Below are 23,033 nucleotides of genomic sequence, written 5' to 3'. Positions count from 1 at the left end.
GGCAGACCAAGGGCCCCGGCGAGGCGTCTCGCCGGGGCCCTGCCCGTACCCGATAGACCACTCCCCCGACAGCATCCGTGAGCGAGCCCGCCCCTGCCCGGCCCCGGCGGCTTCCCACGGCGTCCGCCACCGCGACGGGACGACCCCGACCATTGGCCTGTCGTTGTCGGGTCCTGCGATCACGAGGTGGATCTCCCCCTTCCCAAGCCCCTGACAACCCCCTTCGCAACCTCTGGACCGGCCGAACGGACGAGCTGGGAGCGGTCGGGCGCGAGGAGCCGGCGGAACGCGAGGCCGGACCCTGCCGCTACAGCGGGGCTGTTCGACCCACTCACCACCGCATGGTCAGTGGCGTGGTGAGTACCGCGGCCACATGGTGAGGAGCCGGCCGCCGTGGTGAGTGGCGTGGTGAGTCCGGGGGCGCGGACGCTCCGACCAGGCTGTGGTGAGTTCCCCTGCGGAGGCCGAGGCCGTCCAGGGCGACGGGGCCATCGACCTCGCCGGCGCCGAGGGCGGGTGCGACGCGGACAGTGTCGCCAAGGCGACGATGAGCAAAACCCACACCATCGGCTAATCCCGCCACGGACGTCCAGCGTCGGACGGGTTCCCCCCCTAGCCGTCACCGGCCGCTGACACGGACACTGCGCAGTGCCCCTGCCAGCAGCAGCTGGTGGCTCGCGAAGCATCCGCTGGCCGCAGGTGGCCGGGAGGGGATGCTGCTGCCATCGGGGGCAGGAGTGCCGCAGACGACCAGGTCGAAGCCGGTCGATCCATGGCCGCGCAGCCCCGTCCGCAAACCGGCCCGGGAACAATCTGGTTGTTCCGGATCCGACTCCCACGTCGATGGCCGACGCAGGCCCCAACAACCTCGCGGTGACGACATGTCAGTGTCGCCCACCGGGTGACGAGCACCCCGACCCCGCTGGCATGCCGGGGTGTGACGGAGCAGCTCTGTCCTGTCAGAGAGACGGTGGTCGGTCAAGTGCCTCAGCGAGGTGCCGGGCTCTCGCGAGGCGGGGGCTCCGGGGCCCCGGGGCGGGGGTGCGGTGCGTGCGGGATGGACAGACTCCGGGAGGGGTTCCGTGGTCTGTGCGGAGCGTCCTGGACGCTGCAGGCGTTGGATGCCACCGGCGTCGCCCCCTTGCCCGGCATCATCTCTGGAGGGCCCTATGAAGATCGTGCTCGCCTATTCAGGAGGCCTGGACACCTCCGTGGCCCTGCACTGGCTCAAGGAGCGGTACGACGCCGAGATCATCGCGTTCTGCGCGGACATCGGCCAGATCGAGCCGCTGGACACGATCGAGGAGCGGGCGCTGCGCACCGGCGCCTCGAAGGTGTACGTCGAGCCGCTCACCGACCGCTTCCTGAGCGACTTCGCACTGCCCGCCCTGCAGGCCCACGCCCGATACGAGAACAAGTACCTGGTGGCCGCGCCGCTCTCGCGTTCGCTGATCGCCCAACGCATGGTCGAGATCGCCCAGGCGGAGAGGGCGGACGCGGTCGCCCACGGGGCGACGGGCAAGGGCAACGACCAGGTGCGCTTCTTCACCAGTGTCGCCGCTCTCGACCCCGACCTGCGGGTCCTGGCGCCCGTCATCGACTGGGAACTGACCACCCGGGAGTCGGAACTCGCCTACGCCCGGGAACACGGGATCCAGGTACCGGTCACCCCCGACAGCCCCTACAGCATCGACACCAACATCTGGGGCACCAGCATCGAGTGCGGCGAACTGGACGACATCGGCCGGCCACCGCCCGCACGTGCCTGGCAGCTCACCGCCGACCCCAAGACAGCCCCGGACCACCCGGAGCAAGTCACCATCGGGTTCGAGACCGGGACCCCCGTCGCCCTCAACGGGCAGAGGCTCTCCCTTCCCGAGCTCGTGCACCGGCTCAACGCCGTCGCCGCACGGCACGGAGTGGGCCGCGTCGACATCGTCGAGAACCGCATCGTCGGCTTCAAGACCCGCGGCATCTACGAAGCACCGGCCGCGACCGTACTGATGACCGCGCACCAGGAACTCGAAGCGATCGTCCTCGACCGCGAAACACTCCACCACAAACAGTCCATGGCCCTGCGCTACGCCGAACTCGTCTACTACGGCTACTGGTTCTCCGACCTGCGCCGCGCCCTGGACGCCTTCGTCTCCAGCCTCCAGACCGCCATGACCGGCGACATCACCCTGGAGCTGTACAAGGGCTCACACGCCGTCGTCGCCCGGCATTCCCCGAACTCCCGCTACAGCGGATCCCTGGCCACCTACGAAACCGGCGACACCTTTGATCACCAGGCAGGCGCCGCATTCGCCTACGTATGGTCCCTCCCCCTGGCCCGGCCATGACCGGAAGACCACCACACGGAGCGGAGTTCCGGGCATCATCTGGGGCCGACGAACGCTGGCCCACCCCGAAGGTCGGCGCACACGCTGCTCGGGAGTCCTGAGACGGCATTCGCGGCCGGAGGGCCGAACGCAACGGAGGAGAGTCCGAGTGATGGAGCAATTTCCGTCCGGGCACGCAGAGGCTCTTGCGGTGATCGAGGCCCGCTGCGGGAGCGGCTTCCGGTTGCGTGAGGTGACGTCCCGCCGGGGTGCGGTGGTGTGGGAGGCAGCGGGTGCCGGCGGGAGGTTCGCCGTGAAGATCGGCACCGGCGACGGCGCGGCAGCCGTTTCGCGGGAGGCGGAGGTTCTCCGGGTGTTGGGGTGGTCCGGGCATCTGCTCGCCGCGGGCCTGGGGCCGGGCAGTGCGTGGTTGGTGGCGCGGTGGTTCGAGGGGCCGTCCACGTGGGAAGCCTTCACCCCGTTCCGGGAGAACGGCACAGGGCGGCGGGCGGGGCTCGGCGCGGCGGTGGAACTATGCCGGACGGTCGACGCGCTGCACGGCATGGGCTGGGTCCATGCCGATCTCCAGCCGGACCACGGGATCCACACCCCCGGCGGTGTCCGTCTGATCGACCTGGCGTGGAGCTGGCGGGAGGGAATGCGGCCGCCACCGGTTACGGGGGTGGGCATCGACCACCTCGTGCCGCCGGAGCTGGCGCTGCACGGTGCGGGCGACATGCCTCCGGACGCGGGTAGGGCGGCCGACGTCTACACCCTGGCCGCCACCCTGTGGACCTGCGTCACCGGAACCTGGCCCCTGGACTACCCGGCCGCCGGCATCACACCGAAGGAGCTGACCTCGGACCAGCTCCGCACCCAGATCGCCACCGGCCGCATCCCCCTGCGGGCCGAGACACCATGGCCCGAGCTCCAAGCTGTCCTGCGGCAGGCCCTGCTCAGCGCCCACCAAGGCCGGCCTACGGCGCGGGAGCTCGCCCAGACGCTCAGCAGCCTGGCTTCCTGACTTTGTCGGGTGCGGCACCCGCACTCCTAGCGGTGTGCCTGCTGGTAGAGGCGGGCGAACAGCGGGTCCACGGTGCGACCCGACCGGTACACGGTCCCGAACCGCTCCTCATAGGCGGCGAACCGGTCCGCGTCGTCGTGGACGAACAGCACATCGTGCAGGGCCATCCATCGCAGCGCCAGCATCGGGATCGGGGAACGGGACACCGGAAACCCGGGGTTGCGCGCGGCACCCTGCTCGCACCGGGAGTGGAACTGGCCGAGCATCATCCCCTCCCGCGCCAGAGGTGTCCTGACCTTCTCCTGCACCTGGTCCAAGAGCTCTTCGTCTGCCTGGGGAAGGTCGGGCAGGACGGTGACCACGGCGTGCAGAGCGCGGTTGGACGTCGGCCACCCATCGCCCCGCAGGACCTCGGCCATGGCATCGACCGCGGACAGCAGACCGTCCAGGTCCGCACTACCGGGGAACACGTGGACCCGTACGCCGTCGGCGCGCAGGGCCGGGACCATGAACGGGCACACCGCCCCGGGCCGCCCCACACCCTCATGAGGCCGGCACAGATAGGTCTCGAACCAACGAGCCGCTTCCCCGACCGCTTCCACCACCGGCACACCCCCACCCTTCCCCGGCACCCCGGATGGGCACCGCCCGATGCCCAACGACCGGACCGGTGCACTCGGTGCGGCTCCGATCCCGTTCCAGTGGTGAGGCCGGCGGGATGCGTTGATGCGGACAGAACGGGCGGCTGATGCGGCGTTTCAGCTGCCCGCGAGCACGGCTCACACAGTCTGAGCCGTGCTCGCGATGCCATCGGCATGTGACCTCCGAGCGTGAATTTGTCGCGCGGAACCACGTTCGCGCTCGGTCACAACTCTGTGGTCGCGCCTCGCCACATCGCGCTGTGCACGATCGCCTCGCCACCACACCGTCGGCGACCGGAACACTTCGCATATGGCCACGGAACGCCGCGATCGGCTTGGCGTCGGAGGAACCGAGGACGGAGGGCGTGGCTCTGATGCTGGCACTACCCGAGGGTGACCATTCTGGCCTGCCCTGTGACGACATTGCCGTCACCGTCGACCAGCGCAACGCGCACTTGCACGGTCTGCCCTGCTGATGGCTGCTCACCGTCGAGAGCGATCGTGGCGGAGTGGCGAGAGCCTTCGCACGTGACGTCAGTCTGAGTTCCGGTGGCTGACGGGCTGTCTGCGTTGAGATCGCCCACCATCGCCTTGATTTCGACGACTCCTGCCGAGGCATCGCAGGCGTAGTCGACCGTCAGCTCGGCCGGGCCGACAGTGGTGATCTCGATGGAATTCTCGGCGGAGGCCGGAGCGGCAGGCAAGGCGACGGCCAAGGCCATCGCCACGCCGACCGCCGCGAGTCGAGCAGAGGAAAGCTTGTTCATGCACCAGTCAACGACTGGCCTGGCGGGCGGGTAACGCCGGTCACTCTGCTGCCCGCGTCGTCGACACCGGCGTCGACCTGGGCTTCGGCGCCGGGGACATCGCGCGCGTCCCGGAGCAGCCGTCGGTGTGGCGGCGGGAACAGGACCCGGCGAACTGGTACATCACCGCCTAGGGCGGTCGGTTGCCGGTATATCGCCGACGACGTGCTCCGGCGCCGCGTGGGCAGCGACCATGGACGCGGATTCGGACGAACCCGCTGAACCGGAGGCGTCGAGGGCTCGTGTGTATGCGGCCTTGACTCTCAGTCGGGTGTTCCGTGGACGCTGCCGACGTCCCTGGGGTGGGCTGAACGAGGGAGGGGGCCGTGGTGAGACCGGTCCCGTCGCAACCGGGGTGTCAGGTTGAGAGGGGCGGCCCGGTGGGTCACGCTGCCGCCCGCCTCTTTTCTCTGTCTGCCGTTCCTGTTAGGAGCCCTCATGAGGAACCTCGCCAGTACGTTCACCACTCTCGCCTTGAGTTTCGGGGTGCTCTCGGGCGTTGCGGCCCCCGTCGCCGCCGACGACAGTCCGCTGCCCGCAGCGCTGAAGGCCGAAGCGGAATGGTTCCAGGGCCTGGGCCACAGCGGAGTGGCCTCCCTTCAGGCCAAGTCCAAAGAGTGTGACGCCGCCCTCAAGAAGAGCCTGAACGAGAAGTTCGTGAACCGCTCGGAAGCAGAAATGCGGGAGGAGATGCAGGAGCGGGCAGAGGCGGTGAAGAAGATGAGGGAAAAGAACCCTGGCATGACGGAGGAAGAGGCAACGACGAAACTGAATCAGGAGATGTTTGAACGACTGGAGCCGGCCGTCTGCAAGGATCCGGATATCGCGCGTCTGGAGGCATTTGTGGCAGCGTTCAACGCCCGGAACAACAAGACGGTCAGCGACGTCGAGTGCCGGCAGGGCGGGGGAACCTCCCTGCACTACAACCCCGTTTCGTGGTGCGAGGGCGGCCGGTGGAACCACCACCCGATGTCCACGGGCAGGAAGACTCACGCCCAGACCGGGTCGATGCCCGACTACAGCCTCCCAGACCGCCCGTGGAAGGACCGGACCAGGTCGATGTCCGGCTCCGCCCCCCGCTGAGCTGCACGACGGCAGAGGGGTATGGAATGTGGTCTCCCGGTCGCTAGTGCCTGGAGGCGGGAACAGCCGGGAGGCCGCAGGCTTCGGGAAGGACTCCGGCGGGTGATCGCCGAAGGCCCCGTGCCCTGTAGCCGGTCGCGGATGTCGGCGCGGACGTGTCCCCTGATGCGGTCGGCTGGTGGCGGCAGGACCGGCAGCCACGGCCGAGTACTCGCGGATACACGCTCGCCGCAGCGGCACAGCCCTCGCACCGGGCGGCCTTGCACGACCCGGTTCTTCCGGGAGCCTGTCCCGCCGCCGGGCCCGGGGGCGGCAAGGAGCACGCCCCCGGCGACCACGTGGAAGGGTGCCTCGGTCGCCGGGTGCGGACCACTGGAGGGAGGGGGACACTCGCGGAGAACCGGAACGCGGGGCCGGCTGGGCGACCCGGTCCGCACCCGTTGATACCACCCTGTGTCGGGAGCCCTCTCCTCTGCTGCCGGATATCTGTGACAGATGAGGGCATCTTTCGCCAGGAATTTCGCGCACACGGGCTCCGCAGTCAGCGGAGGGGCGACCTGATCCGTCCTGAGGCGGTGAGAACGGCGAGGATTGCGTATCCGTCTGAGGTACGGGAGACCGGACGGCCGATGGGCGGGTCGTACCCCAGGAGCTGATGCATCCTCGCCGTGTCTGGTGCTCAAGCAGTACGTCCTACCGCTGTACCACCCTGCGGACCGGCGCTCGAAGACCCCGGTACCGCTCTGCCTTCGGGGTGCCGGGGCCCCGTTAATGCTCCCTTTCTGCTGCTGGCGCTGGACTCACCACGACGCGGCCCTGCGGCTTCCGGCGTCGGCCGGGCCACCACCGGGAGGTCGGGCTGGAGAGCGCACCTGCTGAGCTCCGGCACTGGACCTGGTCGGCGCATCCGGAGCTGAGGCAGGCGTGGGTGTCGGGGACGGTGACGGTGAACTCCTGGATCACCTTCTCGCCGTCGGCCCGGTAGATCCGGTAGTGGTCCTGGAGGAGCCAGTCGGCGATGGCGACATCCTGTGTGTAGGGGCCGTAGGTGTCGGAGTGACCGTCGGTGCGGCGGACGCACTGCGTCCTCGCGGGTCAGGCCCGGAGTTCCCGGTGCAACTTCAGCTCCCGCACATCGCGGCACCAGCCGATACGGGGCCGGCCAGGGGATCTTCGCCAACAGGGGTCGGTCTCCGGGAGCCTGGCGAGCGGGGCACCCTTCCGGCCGGTGGGGCCCGGGGCGGGGGTTGTGTCATCCCGCCCCGGGCCCGGGGTTCAGGCGCCGGTGACGTTCTGCGCCTCGGGGCCCTTGGCCCCGTTGGTCACCTCGTACTCGACGGCCTGGCCCTCATCCAGATTGCGGAACCCGGAACCGAGGACCGCGGTGTGGTGCACGTACACCTCCGCGCTGCCGTCGTCCGGGTTGATCGCCCCGTAGCCCTTCTCCGCGTTGAACCACTTCACCGTTCCCGTCGCCATGACGTTCCCTTTCTGGAGCTGCTGGAAGACCCCCGGAAACCCAGACACCGGGCCCCGGGCTGAACCGCCGGGCGTCACGCAACCTCGGCGACAGTAAATCCACCACTCCTACGCGGCCGTCCCGGGCAAAAGCGTTTCCCCCCGCGCGTCGCCGCGGCACATCACACATAACCTCAAAGTGCGACATGTAGGCGTTAAATGGGTGTCAACTGTCAGGTCAGTCGCGGTCGATGATCTCCACGCACACCTTGCGACTGCTCGCTTCGAACCGCACATTCAGCCGCCCCGGAGCTGCGCACCGTGGTGTCAGTGGCTCAGCGGACGCGGAGAGCGTGGGGTGGCCGATGGGGTGGCGCTCGACATCGAAGCCGTGCTCGCCGCCTCAGGGCCCGGGACAGGGGCGTCCGTCGGCGCTGAGCCGGACCAGGCGAGCCGCTCTCGCGTGCCGCCAGGGTCCGTCTGCCGACCGGCACGGCCCGGTCCACGTCCGGGACTTCGTCCATGCCATTGATCCGCCGGCTTCGGCGGGTGCGAAGACGCCGTCGAGTTCGATCCTGTCGAGCAGGTATCCGAGTCGTCGCGGCACGGCGGCACTCGGGGTGTTGTTCTCGTTTCAGTTCCGACATTACCGGCCGTATCGGCTGGCGATGTCGAGGCTGCATCGGCGGCTGCCGCCGGTGCAGCCTCTCCCGCGGTCAGAATGAAGGTTCGATCGGGGGTGTTTCCCATCCGGCGACCGCCTCGAACCAGCGCGCCTTGTAGGTGGTGCGCCCCAGGTTGGTGACGGTGTTCTTGTCCGGGTCCAGGTAGATGCCGATCATGTCCGGGTAATCGTCCCTCCATGCGGAGGGCTGGGTGTAGATGATTGCGCCGGACGCGCGCATGCCGATGGACTTGAAGCGGGAGCGTGGCCGGTCTGCCTCGGTACGGTGTTCGCTGTGCGAGGTGAAGGCATCCAGTTGAGGTGCCTGGACGGGCTCGGAGACCTGTCCTGTACTGATGTCGCAGAGGAAGACGTTTTCCTCGGTGGTGATCAGAAGCTGCCGCTTGCCGGGGACGCCGGCGATGTCGTGGGGGCCGTCCCACCACTCCGGGTCCTCCAAGGTGCGTTTACCCGATCCCACTTTCTGCTCGGCGACGGGTTCCGAAGCAAGCATCTGCTGGGATGCGTCGTAGCCGTAAGCCCTCAGCAGTCCTTGCGAACGGCCCCGAGGCCAGGCGGTGTCGCCCACCGCCCACAGAACCTGCTGTGTCTGGTCCCAGAGCAGCCCGTGCGTGGAGGGGAAACCTGTCAGTTTCTGCAGGCACGGGCCGTTGGCGATCCGGGGGCCGCCGGCCCGCCCACTTCCCGCACCACCGTCGAGTGCGTAGATCTGCACGCCGGACGTGCCCGCGTTCCGTCCGCCGTCGGCGACTGCGACTCTGTTGTGGGGAAGTACCTCGACCGAGTGTGCGTTGGAGGCACTCTCCTCCAGCTTGATCGCGGATACCAGTCTGGGGTCCTCTGCGTGGTGCTGCGGTACGGCGATCAGAACGATGTAGTCGCCGACCAGGGCCACGACCTTCCTTCCGCCGTCGGCCCACTTCACCTCCGTGACCGATGAGCTATCACGCAGCCCATCCCACATGCTTCCGTTCAGGTTTTTGTCGTTGACAGGACTCCACACCCATTGCCTCTTCAGGGGAAGCATGGGTGACAGACACACCGAGTACAGACTGATCTCCGGTGGCTGGGACCCAGCGCGATAGATCCCGGTCAGGAGCAGCGCATCCGCTTCTCCCGGTACGGTGCCGGTGGTCGGCTGCATGAAGGAAACCTCTCGGGCGTACGGAAAATATCCGACCGCCATGAGTGGCGGCGTCTCAGTTATGCGGCGGGTCAATTCCACGGGAGAATCAACCCGCCGCCGCGGAGTGTGCGATGCCCCGCCCGCTCGCTGTCGCGAGGGGCTGGTTCGTCGATCTACCTCAAAGGGAGGCGATACCGATTTTTCCGTCAGAGAATCGCATCGGCGAGGCGTTGAGGCCTCCCATGCCGCTCACAGGGGCTTGAGGGAATTCAGAGTCCCTTGAGCATGGGCCAAGCTTGCGTGGCGGTAATGAATTCGGGACCCTGGTCGATGTTGTCGCCCTTGACCTTCACGGTCTGGTTGCCGTTGAAGAACCACCACTCGCCCTGGTGCCCGCCCAGGCACGCGGCCTCGATCTTCTCCGCGAATACGGTGCCCTTCAGCATGGGCCATGCATGATCCGAGGTGATATCGACATTCACCACGGGCTGTCCCTCGACCACCCTCGCCGTCTGGTTGCCCTTGAAGAACCACCACCCCTCCTCGTGACCCGTCCGGACAACGGCGTCAAAGCCGTTCTCGAAGATGGATCCCTTCAGGTTCGGCCAGGCGCCCTCAGCAGTGATATCGCCAGGCCCCCACAGCGGAACGCGACCGTCATCCACCTTGATGGTCCACTGGTCCTTGAAGAACCACCACCCTTCCTCGTGGCCGGCAGCGGCCGCAGCATCCACGCCGTGCTCGAAAACCGTTTTGTTGACCGCGGGCCAGCCACCGTCGGACCCGAGGCGGATCGGGTCGCCATGGTCGTTCCCCGTCACCTTCACCGCCCACTCGTTCTTGAAGAACCACCACCCCTTTCCGTGGCCGCCCTGCGTGGCGGCGTCCACACCGTCCTCGAAACCGATCTTGTTCTCCATACCCCGTCTCCTTCTTCGCTCGTTCAGTGCGCGTCCCGCCAGATGAATTGCCGGAAATCTGATTTGATCCGTCCATGGAGACGCGAAACTTTGCGCCGCCGTGGACCTTCCCAGAAGAGAAAGACCGCCTGGGATCTGGCAAATATCTCGTGGATGCCTGACAACTGAAACCGTGTCACATGTCGAGAGCGGCCATGCGGCCTCTCACCCGCGCGAGTGAGAAGGAAAGGATTCTGCACTCAAAGATGTCTCAATTTCTCAGTTCTGGTTGCCAATCTGGATCGACTACCCGGTCGAGTCTCTTTGTCGAGCCATGAGCAGGAACGATAATTCCCGGAAACACGCCCCGTACCCAGCCACCATGGATGAACGGGCCGAGTTCCGGGGTACCGATCACACAAGATCTCCAGCAGGGCAGCGGAGACCGACGAAGGTGCTGCTCGGGACGCGCCGTCGACACCAAGGGCCTGCCACTGATGGTCATGGCCACCGCGCCAGACCTGCACGACTACGCCGCCGCGAAGAAGGTCCTCTTCCAGCTTCCCCGGCCCCACCCCCAAGATCACGCCCGTCCGGGCCGACTCAGCCAACGCCGGGAGCAACCCTCCAGCCGGCCGCCGTGGAGAATACGGCGGGCCGTGTGGTGAGTTCCGGGGCGCGGGCATCGACCGGCTGCCGTTCCCGGCACTGCTGGAAGGCCGGGCCCGACGTGCCGGGCAGTTGCGCGATCTGGCCGTCCTCCACGAACACGACCGCATCCATCACCAGGAGCCGACCGAGTGAGTCCCGCCCCCGACGAGCGCGACCGCATCCACGCGGCGATGGACCGCATCCTGAACGGCACCCCCGACACTCCAACGGCGCGCTGACGATCGTCGCCCTCGCGGCCGAGGCCCAGGTCCCCCGCAACGCCCTCACTCAGCGCCACACCGAACTCAAGGCCGACTTCTACGCCCGCGTCCGCCCGCCGGCAGACACCGGACAGCGAGCGGCCGCTGCGCCACCAGGTCCACAAGCTGAAGGAACTCCGGGCCGCCGACGCGAAGGAACTCGCCCAGCTCAAGGCCGACGTCGAATCACTGGCCGGCGCCCTGCACCACGCCACCACGGCGATTGACCACCTGCGCCAGCAGTTGGCGGGCGGCGCGTCGGTAGTGCGCGCCCTACCGGGGCAGGGCCCGCTCACCCCCAGGACCGTCCCCGGAATCACGGCCTGACAGTGACTACTCCGGACAACCGTGACCAGTCCACCGGCACAAGCCGCGGCCGAACAGGCGACCCTTCGGGCGAACAGCACACCCTTGGAGCATGATCACCCTGTATGCCCGAGCCGCGTGGCTCCCGCCCGATTCCGGTCCTAGTCACGGTCGCGCCTGGTTGAGCATCCCGATCAGCCCAGGGATGCGTTGCCCGGGGCATCAAGCTCGTCCTCAACGTCGTGGGCCGGTGGGCGTGCCCTACCGGCCGGCCGGACCTTCGTCGGGGAACTGCGCGGCCCCCGAGAAGTTGCCCCTGCCGTCGAAGAACGTGACGGTGCTCTGGCTGCCGTCTCCGTTCTGCACGGTGGCCGTGGTGCCGCCTCCTTCGCTCTGGCTCGTGGTGAACTCAGCGCTCGGGGTCCACTTGGAGCCATCGTCCGCGGCGGCGGCTCCCGCTGCGGTCAGGACAAGGATGGCAGCCGAGGCCGCAGCAAGGACAAACACAGGCGTGCGCACAAGAACTCCTGAGGTCGGACGGATGGTTCGCAGGACCATTCCACCGCTCCCGGCCCCTCCGCACGTCCGACACGGCGTCCCGAGAGCGCGAGTCGTCCGATCGGAGGTGCCGCCGGGCGTCTCGGACCGATCCCGGCCAGGCGGTACGCCACCCTGAGTGCCTGATGCTGTCGAGGATCTTCGTAGCTGTCGGGCACAAGTCGGGCGGGAGTCCCGGCTCGGCCCTCTTACCCGTGCTGCCGGGCCGTACCTCAGACCGGTCAGGTCCGCGGACGGCTCGCAATGCGCATCAGTTGTTGGCAGCACCGTTCCCGGAGGGGGCCGGGACGTCATCGAGGATGGTCGAGAGCTCGTCGCCCGCGGCCTGGGTGGAGCCCTGGGCACACTGATGGTGCGAACCGGGCTCGCCCTGAACCGAGCCGCCGCACTCGATTCGCTCTTGCAGCAGACCGAGCTGCGGAACCTGGGGGCCGCCGAGGGCTGAGTTGCCGAATGCCTGGACGGCGTGGTTGCCGTTGACGCTCTCTTCATCGTCGTTGCCGGCCGCGGAAGCCGCACCGGCACCGCCGACCAACACCGCCACGGCCAGCCCGCAAGCCGTCAGAACGCGAGTGAGACGCATACATCTGCTCCTGTCACCATCGGGTGTTCTCTCATCCGGCCCGCCATCGGGCCCCGGCCGGGCCCGCCGGAGCGCAACCAGCACACACGGCGGGAAAGCCCACCCCATCACAGCCCCGCCGCCTTCCCGGGCAGAACCGTTTTCCCCCGCGTGGTGGAGCAACAAGATCCCCGCCTCAACCGCGGCGGAGAGCGCCAGGCCAACCGCACACTGCACACCATCGTCCTCGTCCGCATACGTCACGCCCCTCGCACCCGCGACTACGTGGCACGACGCACCCTCGAAGGGCTCAAGACGAAGGACATCTTCCGATGCCTCAAGCGCTTCGTCGCACGAGAGGTCTACCGCCACCTCACCAGCGCATACGGCACCGAACCATCAGCATCCAAACCGACTTGACGATCCATCCAGTGCTCGATTCGTGGGAAGACTCAGACGTACCTGGATGCCTGCTCAGCGCGCTGCAGCCATATGAGGGGAGCAATCGACCAGGCACCGGGCCTGGCCAGCAACCACGACGCGACAGCGCCCCGCTCTCGGCATCCGAGCTACCGGGAAAGAGCTCCGGTCGCGGCCCGCTGGAGGGGCACTACGCCCTGAACCGGTCAGAAGGCGGGCTGGACACTTTCGGCGATCGGGCCCTTCTGCCCGCTGCGGGCCGTGTACTCAACCGTCTGGCCTTCGCTCACGTTCTCGAAGCCGGTTCCGTTGATCGAGGAGTGGTGGAACCAGACGTCCGCACCCCCACCGTCCGGCGTGATGTAGCCGAAGCCCCTCTCGGGGTTGTACGACTTCACTGTCCCTGACGCCACAGAAGTGTTCCCTTCTCTCATGACTGGGTACTCACCGCCGCCCCCACCAGGCGGCGGAACCTGCCCCGCCGGCGGGGCAGGACTCCCGCACAACGGCGAGACTCATCCGACCACCATCGCCTCATCCCACAACGCAGAAGCGTTTCCCCCCGCGCGCCCGTGACGCAGCCGGAGCCCATCGACGGAGCACTCCAGCCAGCCGGCACCCGTGCCCGGCCTCGCATCCACCCCGACGCGGGCCCAGCCCCCGGTCCCCGGTGGTGGGCGCGTCCGCACCTGCGCTCCGCCGTTGCGGGCGCCCTGGGCCCTGGCGAATCGTTCCCGCGCCCGGCACCGCGGTACCGGACGCCGCGCGCGAGGGTTCGCCGCGAGGACCGCACGGGTCCCGCCACCGGCTCGCCCGCGCGATCCGTCACGGCGGCCGGGGCCAGATCCGCCAGGCGTACCGCGAGGGCCGGGAAGATCAGTTGGCCAGTCTGGGATTGGTTCTCAACGCCGTCGTGCTGTGGAACACCCGCTACCTGGACGCCGCCGTGACCCGGCTCCCTGCCAAGAGCCACGACACCAAGGACGAGAACGCCGCCCGGCTCCCCCCGTTCAAGAACCGGCACATCAACTTCCTGGGCCGCTACCTGTTCAACATCACCGCCACCGCCACCGGCCCCGGCCAGGGCCTGCGCCCCTTCCGCGACGCAGACGCGCCCGAGGACGGTGACGAGGAGGACTAGCTTGATCCTTAAGGTCTGACGATCTTCGGGACGTCGAGCAACAAGCTCAGCTAAGACGTCGTGTGTTCAGACGCGATATCGACTTCCCGGCGGGCGGGATGAGCACGAGATGCACGTGGTGAGCCCGTCTGCGCACCCCCTTCGAGGTGGGGCCGTGGACCGCGCCCCAACAAGGCTGCCGGCCCGCGACAAGGCTTCCTGAATCTGCCCACCCGTCGCTCGGGGGTGGGGCAGACTTGCTCTCCGGGAATCCCCGTCTTCGAGGTGTCGGCCTGCTGCAGCACGGGGCTTTGTTGGCGGCTTACCGGGTTGGGGGCTCGCGCCGACGGCGCGAGCCCCCAACCGCCGTCACTGCTCCTTCGTGAGGACGAAGTCGGTACCGGTCCACTTGAGGTCGAGCACCTTCGGGTATGCGTCGGCTTGGACGGCGACGGACTTGGCAGTCACGCTGTACATCCCGCCCATATTGCCGAGAACAACCGTCAGGAAGCGGGCTGTCGGATCATCACCCTTGTCAATCCACTCGGTCGTCTGACAGTCGATGCCACATCCCTCGCTGTAGGAGTGGAAGGCGTCGACAACATGCCTCAGAACGGTGGCGAGGTCGGCGACAGGATGGTCGTTTCCCTCGCTGCACAGCTCGCTGAAGCCTTTGACTGCAGTGGCATAGTCCGTCGCAGCGGCCTGGGCCGCAGCGTGATCGGGGGCTGCGCGCAGCTTGTCCAGGATGGGCTGCAGCTTGCGGTCGAGACCTGACAGGGTGTAGCAGGGTTCAGGTTCCGCCCGGACGTGAGTTGCCTGGGGTGGGCGGGCCGGCAGGGCATGGGCCGGAACAGTCAGAGCGGCTGCCATGGGCATAATCACTGCGGCCAACACTGCGCCGCGCACGAGCCTGGTGCGGAGGTTGAATGCGTTCACACCGCCAACTGTGCCGAATAGGAAGGCTCTTTCCGGGCTGCCAACGCCCGATGCAGCCCCAATGCCGCAGGTGTTCATCCGCCAGTGTGAATTGCTCCCCGGGGGCGCAACACATGGGCAGCTCCAAATCCCGATGCCCGGCACGGGCAGCACGACGCCCTCGCCGCGATGACGTGCGGCGGGGGCATCGGATCCTGCGCAGCAGCGACCGCTATCGGCTGGTCCGAGGCGGCACAAGAGAAGCGGCCGGCGTCAGGCCCGCCCCCGCACCAGAAGTTCCTCAGTTCGGGCAGCAGTCCTCCGAGATGGGATTCCAGTGCATGCCCGGAGGTCAGTAACCGGCGGCGCTGGCCGCGTGAGCGGGGGCGGCCGCCTGGGCGGGGACGGTGAGGGCCAGCGGGGCCGCGAGCGCGGCACCGAGCAGAGCGGCAGTGGCGACGAGACGACGCACGACGTACTCCTTCAGGTTCAAGCGAGAAGCGGCGCTGCGACAATTCGCCACAGCGCCCCTTGACGCATCCGTGCTCGGCCCTGACCGAAGACCGCGAGGAGCAAGTGGTGCACCACAGCTCTCCTCCGCGCAGTTGCGGTTACGGACGCGGGTCTCGACATAGGCGCGTACAGCGGTAGCGGCGACAGGTACGGGCCATCCGTGTGTTACGGGCGCCGCGTGTCGGCAGCTCGGGCCACGCGCGATGCCTTCGGGCCGAAGACGTCGTCGAATGCGTGGGCCTGGTGGCTGCTGACGAGGTGATAGGCGCCGCTCCGGTGTCGCAGAGCGTGCGCTGTGTAGTGGAGGACTTCTGCGGGCGTGAGGACGTTCATGTCGCCCAGGACGTAGTAGAGCGGTGTGGGGGCGTGGGCGGCGGTGAAGAGCAGGCCGGCGTTCACGGTGGCGGTGCTGATCGCGTAGCGGTCGCTGCAGGTGCTGGGCATGCGCTCCTTGGCGTCGATGGTGACGAGGTCGGCTCCGCGGGCGGCGATGAGGTCGGGGAACTGCCGCAGGGTGGAGCGGGTGCGGCGCAGCGCGTCCTGGATCGGGGCGGGGTAGATGCCCTGGCCGCAGGGCTGCACCGTCCATCCGCGGGCTTGCAGGGCCTGCATGACCCGGCTCTCGTGTCGGTCACCTATCTCCTTGCGTTCCGGCCAGGTCGGCACTGCTCCCCCTTGGTCCCACAGTGTGATGAGAGTGGTACGAAGCAAGAGTGCTTCGTGCTACCACCGTAGGGGTTAGGATTCGGTCATGGCGGCATACGTTGACCCACGGTTTCGTCCCACGCTCTGGCCGGGGACTCCCGTTCCGGCGCCACCGCTGGAACCGGTCACCGGCGTCCGCGTCGACGGGGACTGGATCCTGTGGGACCTCCAGGACCCGCGCGCCGTGCGGGAGTCGGCCGCTCTTCCCGATGACTTCTACCTGCGTGAACTGCTGGAACTCCACCCCGACGATCTGCCGGCCCTGGCCGACTGGATCGGCACCTACGGGATGTTCTGCGACTTCGGCACCGGCCTCGCCGCAGCCGACTGGGGCGAGGACGAGCAGCGGCACCTGGAGGAACTCGCGGACCGCGGCAACGGCGACACCGGGGGGTCCGGCATGCACCGCGACCTCCTCAAGATCTACATCCGGGAAGCCCAGGAAGCCGTCACGACGTGGCTCGCCTGCTGCCGCGAAGGAGGCCTGGACGAGCTCATCGCCCCCGAGGTCACCGAAGCCCGGCTGGCCCGGCTCCGGGTCGGCAACGCCCACCGGGACGACGGATGGCCGCAAGACCTCGAAGTCCTGTCCGAGTACCTCCTGTGGGACCGGCTCAGCCAGCTGAGAGGCGCGATGCAGGCAGCCCTGCAACCGTTCAGCATCGGCATCGGCGGCCTCGCCGACCGCCACCCCACCATCTACTCCGTGGCCTTCCTCCAGCTCTACAACCACATGGCCGAAGGCGCCACCGTCCGCGAATGCGCGAACGAGACCTGCCGGCGCCCCTTCGTACGCCAGCGCGGCCGCGCCGAATACGGCCAGTACCGCACCAGCGGCATCAAGTACTGCACCCGCGAATGCGCCCGAGCCCAAGCCCAACGCGAACTACGCCGACGACGCAAGCAACAACCAGCACCAAGCCCCGAACCAACCGCACCCCAGCCGACAACCGCCACCCCCCAAGGAGCCTGAAGTGATCAGACTCCGCGAACACCAGGCAGACCAGAAAGCGGCCTTCCGGAAGTGGGTGGGCTTCCCTACAAGATCACCCGTACCGCCGCAGGGCGCCCGGGGCACGATCGTGTCCGCGACCGGCTCCGGCAAGACGATCACGGCCGCCGCATGCGCACTGGAGAGCTTCGCGGACGGCCGGATCCTCGTCACCGTCCCGACCCTGGACCTGCTCGCACAGACCGCCCAGGCGTGGCGGGCGGTGGGCCACCGGGCGCCGATGGTCGCGGTGTGCTCGCTGGAGAACGACCCGGTGCTCAACTCGCTGGGGGTGCGCACCACCACGAACCCGATCCAGCTCGCCCTGTGGGCCGGTACCGGGCCGGTCGTCGTGTTCGCCACGTACGCCTCCCTCGTGGACCGCGAGGACATCACCGCGCCGACGACGGGCCAGGGGAAGGTTCGTGGGCCGCTGGAGGCCGCTCTTGCGGGCGGGGAGCGGCTGTACGGGCAGCGTATGGACGGTTTTTCGCTTGCGATCGTGGACGAGGCTCACGGAACTGCTGGTGATCTTGGGCGTCCGTGGGCGGCGATCCACGACAACCAGCGGATCCCCGCCGACTTCCGGCTCTATCTGACCGCGACCCCGCGCATCCTCGCCGCGGCCCGCCCGCAGAAGGGATCCGGCGGCCAGGAGGCGGAGATCGCGACCATGGCCGATGACCCGGAGGGCACGTACGGCGCGTGGCTCGCGGAGCTGGGTCTGAACGAGGCGATCGAGCGGGAGATCCTCGCCGGGTTCGAGATCGACGTGCTGGAGATCCGTGACCCCTCGCCGGTTCTCGGGGAGTCGGAGGAGGCGCGGCGGGGCCGGCGGCTGGCTCTGTTGCAGACGGCGCTCCTGGAGCACGCGGCCGCGCGGAATCTCCGGACGGTGATGACGTTCCACCAGAAGGTTGAGGAGGCGCGCGCGTTCGCGGAGAAGCTGCCCGAGACCGCTGCCGAGCTGTACGTCAACGACGCCTCCGACGCCGACCTGGCCGCCGCCGACCGGCTACCGAACTCCTCCATCGACGCGGACTTCTACGAGCTGGAGGCCGGCCGCCACGTACCCCCGGACCGGGTGTGGTCGGCATGGCTGTGCGGCGACCACCTCGTCTCCGAACGACGCGAGGCGCTGAGGCAGTTCGCCAACGGCATCGACGCAGCCGGGCGCCGGGTTCACCGCGCTTTCCTCGCCTCCGTGCGCGTGCTCGGGGAAGGCGTCGACATCACCGGCGAGCGCGGGGTCGAGGCAGTGTGCTTCGCGGACACCCGCGGCTCGCAGGTCGAGATCGTGCAGAACATCGGCAGGGCGCTCCGCCTCAACAAGGACGGCTCCACCAAGGTCGCCCGCATCATCGTGCCGGTGTTCCTGGAGCCCGGCGAGGACCCCACCGACATGGTCGCCAGCGCCAGCTTCAAGCCGCTCGTGGCCGTGCTCCAAGGGCTGCGCAGCCACGATGAGCGCCTGGTCGAGCAGCTCGCCTCCCGGGCGCTCACGAGCGGGAAGCGCAAGGTCCACGTCCGGCGCGACGAGAACGGGCAGATCGTCGGAACCGGCGGGGAGGGTGACGGCGAGGACCAGGAGGACGACGACACCCAGGCCGCCGCCGAAGCCGCCCTGCTCCACTTCTCCAGCCCGCGTGACGCCGCGACCATCGCGGCCTTCCTCCGAACGCGGGTCTACCGGCCGGAGTCCCTGGTCTGGCTGGAGGGCTACCAGGCACTCATCCGGTGGCGGACGGAGAACGAGATCACCGGCGTCCACGCCGTCCCCTACGACGTCGAGGCCGAGGTGGGGGTCACGAAGTCGTTCCCGCTTGGCCGATGGGTCCATCAGCAGCGGAAAGCCCTGCGGGCCGGTGAGCTGGAGGAGCGGCGCAAGATCCTGCTGGACGCGCCGGAGGCCGGGATGGTGTGGGAACCGGGCGAGGAAGCGTGGGAGAACAAGCTCGCCGCGCTCCGCTCCTACCGGAAGGCGGCCGGGCACCTCGCACCCCGGCAGGACGCCATGTGGGGCGAGAGCGAAGCCGAGGGCATGGTGCCGATCGGGCAGCACCTGGCCAACCTCCGCCGCAAAGGCGGCCTCGGTAAAGATCCCGAGCGGGCAGCACGGCGCGCGGAGCAGCTGACGGCGATCGACGCGGACTGGAACTGCCCCTGGCCGCTGAACTGGCAGCGGCACTACCGGGTGCTCGCCGACCTGGTCGACGCCGACGGCGTCCTGCCCTACATCGCGCCGGGTGTCACGTTCGACGGGGACGACATCGGTACGTGGAGGTGGGCGCAGCAGAACGCGGGCGTTCAGGCGCAGCTGATGCCCGGACAGCGGGAGCGGCTGGCCGCGCTGGGCATTCCCGTCACTGAGCCCGCTTCTCCCGCCCCGGCAGCACCCCGTACGACGAAGGCCAAGGCGAAGGGGCCGGGCAGGGCGCAAGCGGCGTTCCAGCGAGGTCTGGCCGCCCTCACGCAGTGGGTGGAGCAGGAAGGCGTAGACCGGCCGGTGCCTCGCGGCGCGGTCGTCGAGGTCGCCGTCGACAGCGAAGCCGAGCCGGTGCCTGTGAAGCTCGGCGTATGGATCTCGAACACCAAATCGAGAAGGGACCGGCTGGACACCGATCAGCTCGCCGCCCTCGCGAAACTGGGCATGGACTGGGCCGGACCCCCACCGGCCATCGAGGCCGCCCCGGCACGGCCCGCCCTGCAGCCCGCACCGCCGACAGGTCTGCAACAGCGGCACCACCACGACGAATGCGACAAGACGTCCTACGAGAGCGGCACGTGCACCTGCGACCTCATCGAGGAGTACGGGCCGCCCTCCGAACGCGACGACTACTAACCACACCAGCGCACCGCACGGGCCGGGCCCCGGACCTCTTGATCCGGGGCCTCCAGTGCGGACAAGGTCTTGTGAGGCTTCGGGCTCATGTCTCAAGCCTCACTGCGCCTCTTCCGCAACGTCTGCGGATCGACTGTCGCAGCCTAGTTTTCCTGCTGTGCCAGGGCTTCGGGAATGAAGTGGGAGTAGCTCTCGCGCAAGTGCTGGGTGACGCGGTCGTCGGTGGCCTCGTAGTTGAGCTGTTCCTGGAAGAACCGCAGTCTGCTCTCTCCTGCGTCGAGGATCTCGCCCCAGCTCTTGACCCAGACTTCGTAATCGTCCTGTACGTCGGCAAGGCCGGCGGGGCGGTCCTTCTGTCGGATCGCGCGGTGGATCTTGTCGGAGTACTCGTAGGTGACGAGGTAGAAGCGCCATTTGCAGCCGACTCCGCGGTACTGCGGGTCGTCCACGATTGCGCTGGCGTAGCTTCTGATCTGTTCGAGTTCCTTCGGGCCGACCTTCACGGTGGGTCGTTTGAGTTCGATGACCAGGCGCTCGGTGGAGTTGTCGTTGCGGCGGCTGCGGAACATGAGGATGTCGACGCGGCCGCTGCGCCCGTCGGGCTGGGTGACGGCTTCGAGTTCGTGCTCCAGGACGATGTCTTCACCGAGGTGGTCTTCCAAGTGGGCTTGTAGGACGTTGGTGAGCCCGACCTCGCTTCGGGTCATGTTCCAGTCCTCGCCGAAGAGCCACAGGTTTTGGTTGATCATGGGGTGGAGCTGGTCGACCTCTCGCAGGTTCTTGCGCAGGTGGTCGTCGGCGAGGAGCTTGCGCAGGGCCTGGATGAAGTTCAGGCGGTTGGTGACGGTGGTGGCCGCGCCGATGACGTGGGTCAGGTCGGTGCTGTCGAGGAGGTTCTTCAGGTGCAGGCGGTCATCGTCGCTGAGCGCCAGAACCTTCTCGAGGATGGTGTGGAGGTCGCCGGGGCTGCTCTCGAGGGCCGTGCGGATGAGGTTGACGGAGAGGTTGCGTGCCGGTCCCTTGTTGGGCAGTGCGTGGCGGGCAGCTGTGATCACGACGTCGAAGGTCTGGCGCTCTATGGCGAGCGCGCCGGTGGCCGGCTGGTCGTCGTAGGGGTAGATGCCTTCGGTCTTGAGCTGCCGTACGACCTCTGCGGAGATCTGGGCGCCGCGGACTGTGAGGTGCTGCTGCACGGCGGTGACAGCCGCGTTCAGGAGCCCGGGGTGGTGCATGGTCAGGCCATGCAGGTCGTCGATGGTCAGGCCGTTGAACAGGTTGGTCCGCAGGTAGGGGGTAAAGCTGATGATGCCGTCGGACCAGTCTCTGCCGTGCTCTCCCAAGGCGATGCCGTCGGCGTTGCACAGGAGCATCTTGCGGTCGCCCATCCGCTTGTTCCACTCGACGAAGGTGACGACCGGGGGCGGGTCTTCACCGGCGTACTCCTGAGGCAGCTCCAGCTCCAGGTCGACGGGTTCGCCCACCATGATGTCGCTGGGGTCCAAGTGCCTGCCGTCGAACGTGACGCGTGCGTGGGGGTAGGCCAGGAGATAGAACGCCAGCTTCGCGGTGAGGTTCGCGAGGGCATCATCACGCTCCAGGCGGCCAAGCGGCTTGCCCTGCGGCACGGAAATGCGGACGGTGGTGCCGGGCGTCTCCCGGGACGGCTCGGTCTCTTCGACCTGCCAAACGGTGGCGTGGTCGGCGTTGCCGGTGATCCGTACCCCTACCAAGGTGTCGTCGGCCACGGCCGCTGACTCCCATGTGAGCTGGTCGCCCAGGGCGAAGGCGAAGAGGCGCCCCTCACCGTTGCGGCCGTGCAGGATTCGCTCTCCGCCTTCGGTATGAGTCCTGCTGGTCTTCCAGGTGGTGCCGTAGGCCTGGAAGGCGGTGCGGGCTCGCGCAGGTGTCATGCCGTGACCGTTGTCGGTCACCACGACGTCAGTGATCGCGTTCATGCTGGAGCGGCGCAGTTCGACGTTGACCTCGGTGGCGTTGGCGTCCAGGGCGTTCCACACCAGTTCGGCGATGGCCGTGATCTGAGGTTTCCTCTTGAACTGGAGGATCTTGCGCTCGCCGACCGCGAGCTCGAACTCCGTCAGCGGCGGACCGCTCTGCACTGGCAGAGCGGCGCTGGCCACGCCAACTACCCCGTCGACAGCGGTGCTTTGTGTGTTGTTCTCCCCAGACATGCGGCGACGGTACCGGCTGCAGACAGTTCGGTACACATCGCCGTGCGTAAGAGGTGATGCCCCTCCAAGCGGGTTCCTCGGCACTATCACGCTGCTATCAGCCGCTGCTGCGGTGTCTCCTCGCCCAGCCAGAAGGCGGGCTGTAACTGCTCAGTCGTCCATGTGGCGGGCGAGCATGTGGTTCAGCGCCAGGTCGTGGGCTGCGTCGGAACTGCGGACGTAGGAGCACACCAGGCAGACACCCGGGCCGTAGCCAGCCCCGAAGTCGTCGATGCCAGATACTGCGAGGGTTTCCCGTCCGCAGACTGGGCAATCCGTCACGTCCATGCCGTCGGCCAGTTCATCGGGGTGCGCAGGCCGGTGGTCGGCTGCCAGTGCGATGCGCCGATCGGCTTCCAGCTCGCCGATCAGTTCCAGGTAATCCTGGGCTCGCAGCCGTTCGTACCGGTCCTGGATCTGGTGCTTGACCCAGTCGGATTCCCGCTGTTCCTCACTGACCTGGCCCAGGCACGAATGACCATCGAGATCTAGCAGCGCCACAACGTGCCGCTTGTCGATCTCACCCACGCCGCGTGCGTGTCGCACGCGCTGCGTCTGCTCCAGTGCATCGCTCAGAGCCGCTACGTCCACTGTGATCTTCGATTCGACGGCTGCGTCGGGGACTGCGTATATGCCCTCGTGGGCTTCATCGCATCTCTCTGCGATGACCTTCAGCAGCTGCGATGCCGCTTTCAGCCGGTGATCACCGTTCTTGCGTTTCTCGATCTCTTCTCCCTGCCAGGTGTGAGCGACGATGGCTGCCAACCCGTTCGTTAACGCCTGATCGAAAATCGCAGCCGCACCAGGTACCTGAAAGTCGACGTCCAGAACCGTGGCGCACCGGCCATACTCTTCTGCTCGCTTCTCCTGCATCGCCTCATCTTCACCCACGGGCACCAACAATCGGACCTCCTCA

The 23,033-nt window shown here is 67.9% G+C and carries 19 protein-coding genes and 3 pseudogenes; 9 read left to right on the top strand and 13 right to left on the bottom strand.

From position 1 onward, the window contains the following. The first annotated feature begins 445 nt into the window (after window positions 1-445). The 3 genes from OG245_RS37810 to OG245_RS37800 all read left to right on the top strand — a co-directional run bounded on the left by OG245_RS37810 (window position 446) and on the right by OG245_RS37800 (window position 3,345). Window positions 446-574 (top strand): hypothetical protein, encoded by a 129-nt coding sequence (locus OG245_RS37810; protein ID WP_354402238.1) that lies wholly within the window; start codon window positions 446-448, stop codon window positions 572-574. A 595-nt stretch (window positions 575-1,169) separates the two neighbouring features. Next, window positions 1,170-2,342, top strand: coding sequence for an argininosuccinate synthase (locus OG245_RS37805; protein WP_331745431.1), 1,173 nt, complete (start codon window positions 1,170-1,172; stop codon window positions 2,340-2,342). Between the two features lie 292 nt (window positions 2,343-2,634). Beyond that, a complete protein-coding gene (locus tag OG245_RS37800; protein ID WP_371628124.1) occupies window positions 2,635-3,345 on the top strand; it encodes a hypothetical protein in 711 nt (236 codons plus the stop codon). 26 nt (window positions 3,346-3,371) lie between these two features. Here OG245_RS37800 and OG245_RS37795 read toward each other — a convergent pair whose 3' ends face one another. Further along, window positions 3,372-3,956, bottom strand: a complete 585-nt coding sequence (locus OG245_RS37795; protein WP_371628123.1) for a DUF6875 domain-containing protein — start codon at window positions 3,954-3,956, stop codon at window positions 3,372-3,374. A gap of 413 nt (window positions 3,957-4,369) precedes the next feature. After that, window positions 4,370-4,753 carry a hypothetical protein gene (locus OG245_RS37790; RefSeq protein ID WP_331745426.1) on the bottom strand — a complete coding sequence of 128 codons (384 nt, stop codon included), beginning with the start codon at window positions 4,751-4,753 and terminating at the stop codon, window positions 4,370-4,372. 477 nt (window positions 4,754-5,230) lie between these two features. On the opposite strand from OG245_RS37790, the gene OG245_RS37785 reads away from it, so the two are divergent. Further along, window positions 5,231-5,875, top strand: coding sequence for a hypothetical protein (locus OG245_RS37785; protein WP_331745423.1), 645 nt, complete (start codon window positions 5,231-5,233; stop codon window positions 5,873-5,875). A gap of 1,275 nt (window positions 5,876-7,150) precedes the next feature. Here OG245_RS37785 and OG245_RS37780 read toward each other — a convergent pair. The 3 genes from OG245_RS37780 to OG245_RS37770 form a co-directional block, all read right to left on the bottom strand. Beyond that, the gene (locus OG245_RS37780; protein ID WP_331735581.1) at window positions 7,151-7,354 is read right to left on the bottom strand and encodes a cold shock domain-containing protein; all 204 of its coding nucleotides are present in this window, start codon (window positions 7,352-7,354) and stop codon (window positions 7,151-7,153) included. Between the two features lie 695 nt (window positions 7,355-8,049). Further along, window positions 8,050-9,162, bottom strand: coding sequence for a hypothetical protein (locus OG245_RS37775; RefSeq protein ID WP_371628122.1), 1,113 nt, complete (start codon window positions 9,160-9,162; stop codon window positions 8,050-8,052). Between the two features lie 251 nt (window positions 9,163-9,413). Beyond that, entirely contained in the window at window positions 9,414-10,064 is a 651-nt protein-coding gene (locus OG245_RS37770; protein WP_331745418.1) for a hypothetical protein, read from the bottom strand. Window positions 10,065-10,516: 452 nt separating this feature from the next. Here OG245_RS37770 and OG245_RS37765 point away from each other — a divergent pair. Further along, window positions 10,517-10,661, top strand: a pseudogene (locus OG245_RS37765) (IS5/IS1182 family transposase); the annotation flags it as partial. Here OG245_RS37765 and OG245_RS37760 read toward each other — a convergent pair. The 3 genes from OG245_RS37760 to OG245_RS37750 all read right to left on the bottom strand — a co-directional run bounded on the left by OG245_RS37760 (window position 10,647) and on the right by OG245_RS37750 (window position 12,401). Continuing rightward, the gene (locus OG245_RS37760; protein WP_331745449.1) at window positions 10,647-10,826 is read right to left on the bottom strand and encodes a hypothetical protein; all 180 of its coding nucleotides are present in this window, start codon (window positions 10,824-10,826) and stop codon (window positions 10,647-10,649) included. The pseudogene OG245_RS37765 and the gene OG245_RS37760 overlap by 15 nt on opposite strands. A gap of 695 nt (window positions 10,827-11,521) precedes the next feature. After that, a complete protein-coding gene (locus OG245_RS37755; protein ID WP_371628121.1) occupies window positions 11,522-11,779 on the bottom strand; it encodes a hypothetical protein in 258 nt (85 codons plus the stop codon). A gap of 289 nt (window positions 11,780-12,068) precedes the next feature. Next, window positions 12,069-12,401 carry an RdlA protein gene (locus OG245_RS37750; RefSeq protein WP_331745413.1) on the bottom strand — a complete coding sequence of 111 codons (333 nt, stop codon included), beginning with the start codon at window positions 12,399-12,401 and terminating at the stop codon, window positions 12,069-12,071. A gap of 171 nt (window positions 12,402-12,572) precedes the next feature. Between OG245_RS37750 and OG245_RS37745 the strand changes: the two are divergent. After that, window positions 12,573-12,800: pseudogene (locus OG245_RS37745) on the top strand (IS110 family transposase); the annotation flags it as partial. Window positions 12,801-13,006: 206 nt separating this feature from the next. Here the strand turns inward: OG245_RS37745 and OG245_RS37740 are convergent. Continuing rightward, window positions 13,007-13,213: a cold shock domain-containing protein gene (locus tag OG245_RS37740; RefSeq protein ID WP_329359712.1), complete on the bottom strand. Its 207-nt coding sequence runs from the start codon at window positions 13,211-13,213 to the stop codon at window positions 13,007-13,009. A 383-nt stretch (window positions 13,214-13,596) separates the two neighbouring features. On the opposite strand from OG245_RS37740, the pseudogene OG245_RS37735 reads away from it, so the two are divergent. Beyond that, window positions 13,597-13,941 (top strand): annotated as a pseudogene (locus tag OG245_RS37735) (Tn3 family transposase); the annotation flags it as partial. A 348-nt stretch (window positions 13,942-14,289) separates the two neighbouring features. Here the strand turns inward: OG245_RS37735 and OG245_RS37730 are convergent. Continuing rightward, on the bottom strand, window positions 14,290-14,859 hold the full coding sequence (locus OG245_RS37730; RefSeq protein ID WP_371628120.1) for a hypothetical protein: 570 nt from the start codon (window positions 14,857-14,859) through the stop codon (window positions 14,290-14,292). Window positions 14,860-15,516: 657 nt separating this feature from the next. After that, the gene (locus OG245_RS37725; protein ID WP_331745406.1) at window positions 15,517-15,963 is read right to left on the bottom strand and encodes a hypothetical protein; all 447 of its coding nucleotides are present in this window, start codon (window positions 15,961-15,963) and stop codon (window positions 15,517-15,519) included. Between the two features lie 139 nt (window positions 15,964-16,102). Here OG245_RS37725 and OG245_RS37720 point away from each other — a divergent pair, with 139 nt between their 5' ends. Continuing rightward, entirely contained in the window at window positions 16,103-17,029 is a 927-nt protein-coding gene (locus tag OG245_RS37720) for a hypothetical protein (RefSeq protein ID WP_331745404.1), read from the top strand. Window position 17,030: 1 nt separating this feature from the next. Then, on the top strand, window positions 17,031-19,889 hold the full coding sequence (locus OG245_RS37715; RefSeq protein WP_331745402.1) for a Helicase associated domain protein: 2,859 nt from the start codon (window positions 17,031-17,033) through the stop codon (window positions 19,887-19,889). A 143-nt stretch (window positions 19,890-20,032) separates the two neighbouring features. On the opposite strand, the gene OG245_RS37710 is transcribed toward OG245_RS37715, so the two are convergent. Together OG245_RS37710 and OG245_RS37705 are read right to left on the bottom strand one after the other, a co-directional pair. After that, window positions 20,033-22,078: an ATP-binding protein gene (locus OG245_RS37710; RefSeq protein WP_331745400.1), complete on the bottom strand. Its 2,046-nt coding sequence runs from the start codon at window positions 22,076-22,078 to the stop codon at window positions 20,033-20,035. A gap of 150 nt (window positions 22,079-22,228) precedes the next feature. Then, complete coding sequence (locus OG245_RS37705) at window positions 22,229-22,990, bottom strand: hypothetical protein (protein WP_371628119.1); 762 nt, start codon at window positions 22,988-22,990, stop codon at window positions 22,229-22,231. Between the last annotated feature and the right edge of the window lie 43 nt (window positions 22,991-23,033).

It is taken from the genome of Streptomyces sp. NBC_01116 (assembly GCF_041435495.1).
Classification (GTDB): domain Bacteria; phylum Actinomycetota; class Actinomycetes; order Streptomycetales; family Streptomycetaceae; genus Streptomyces.
This window is presented reverse-complemented; position numbering and strand designations above follow the sequence as displayed.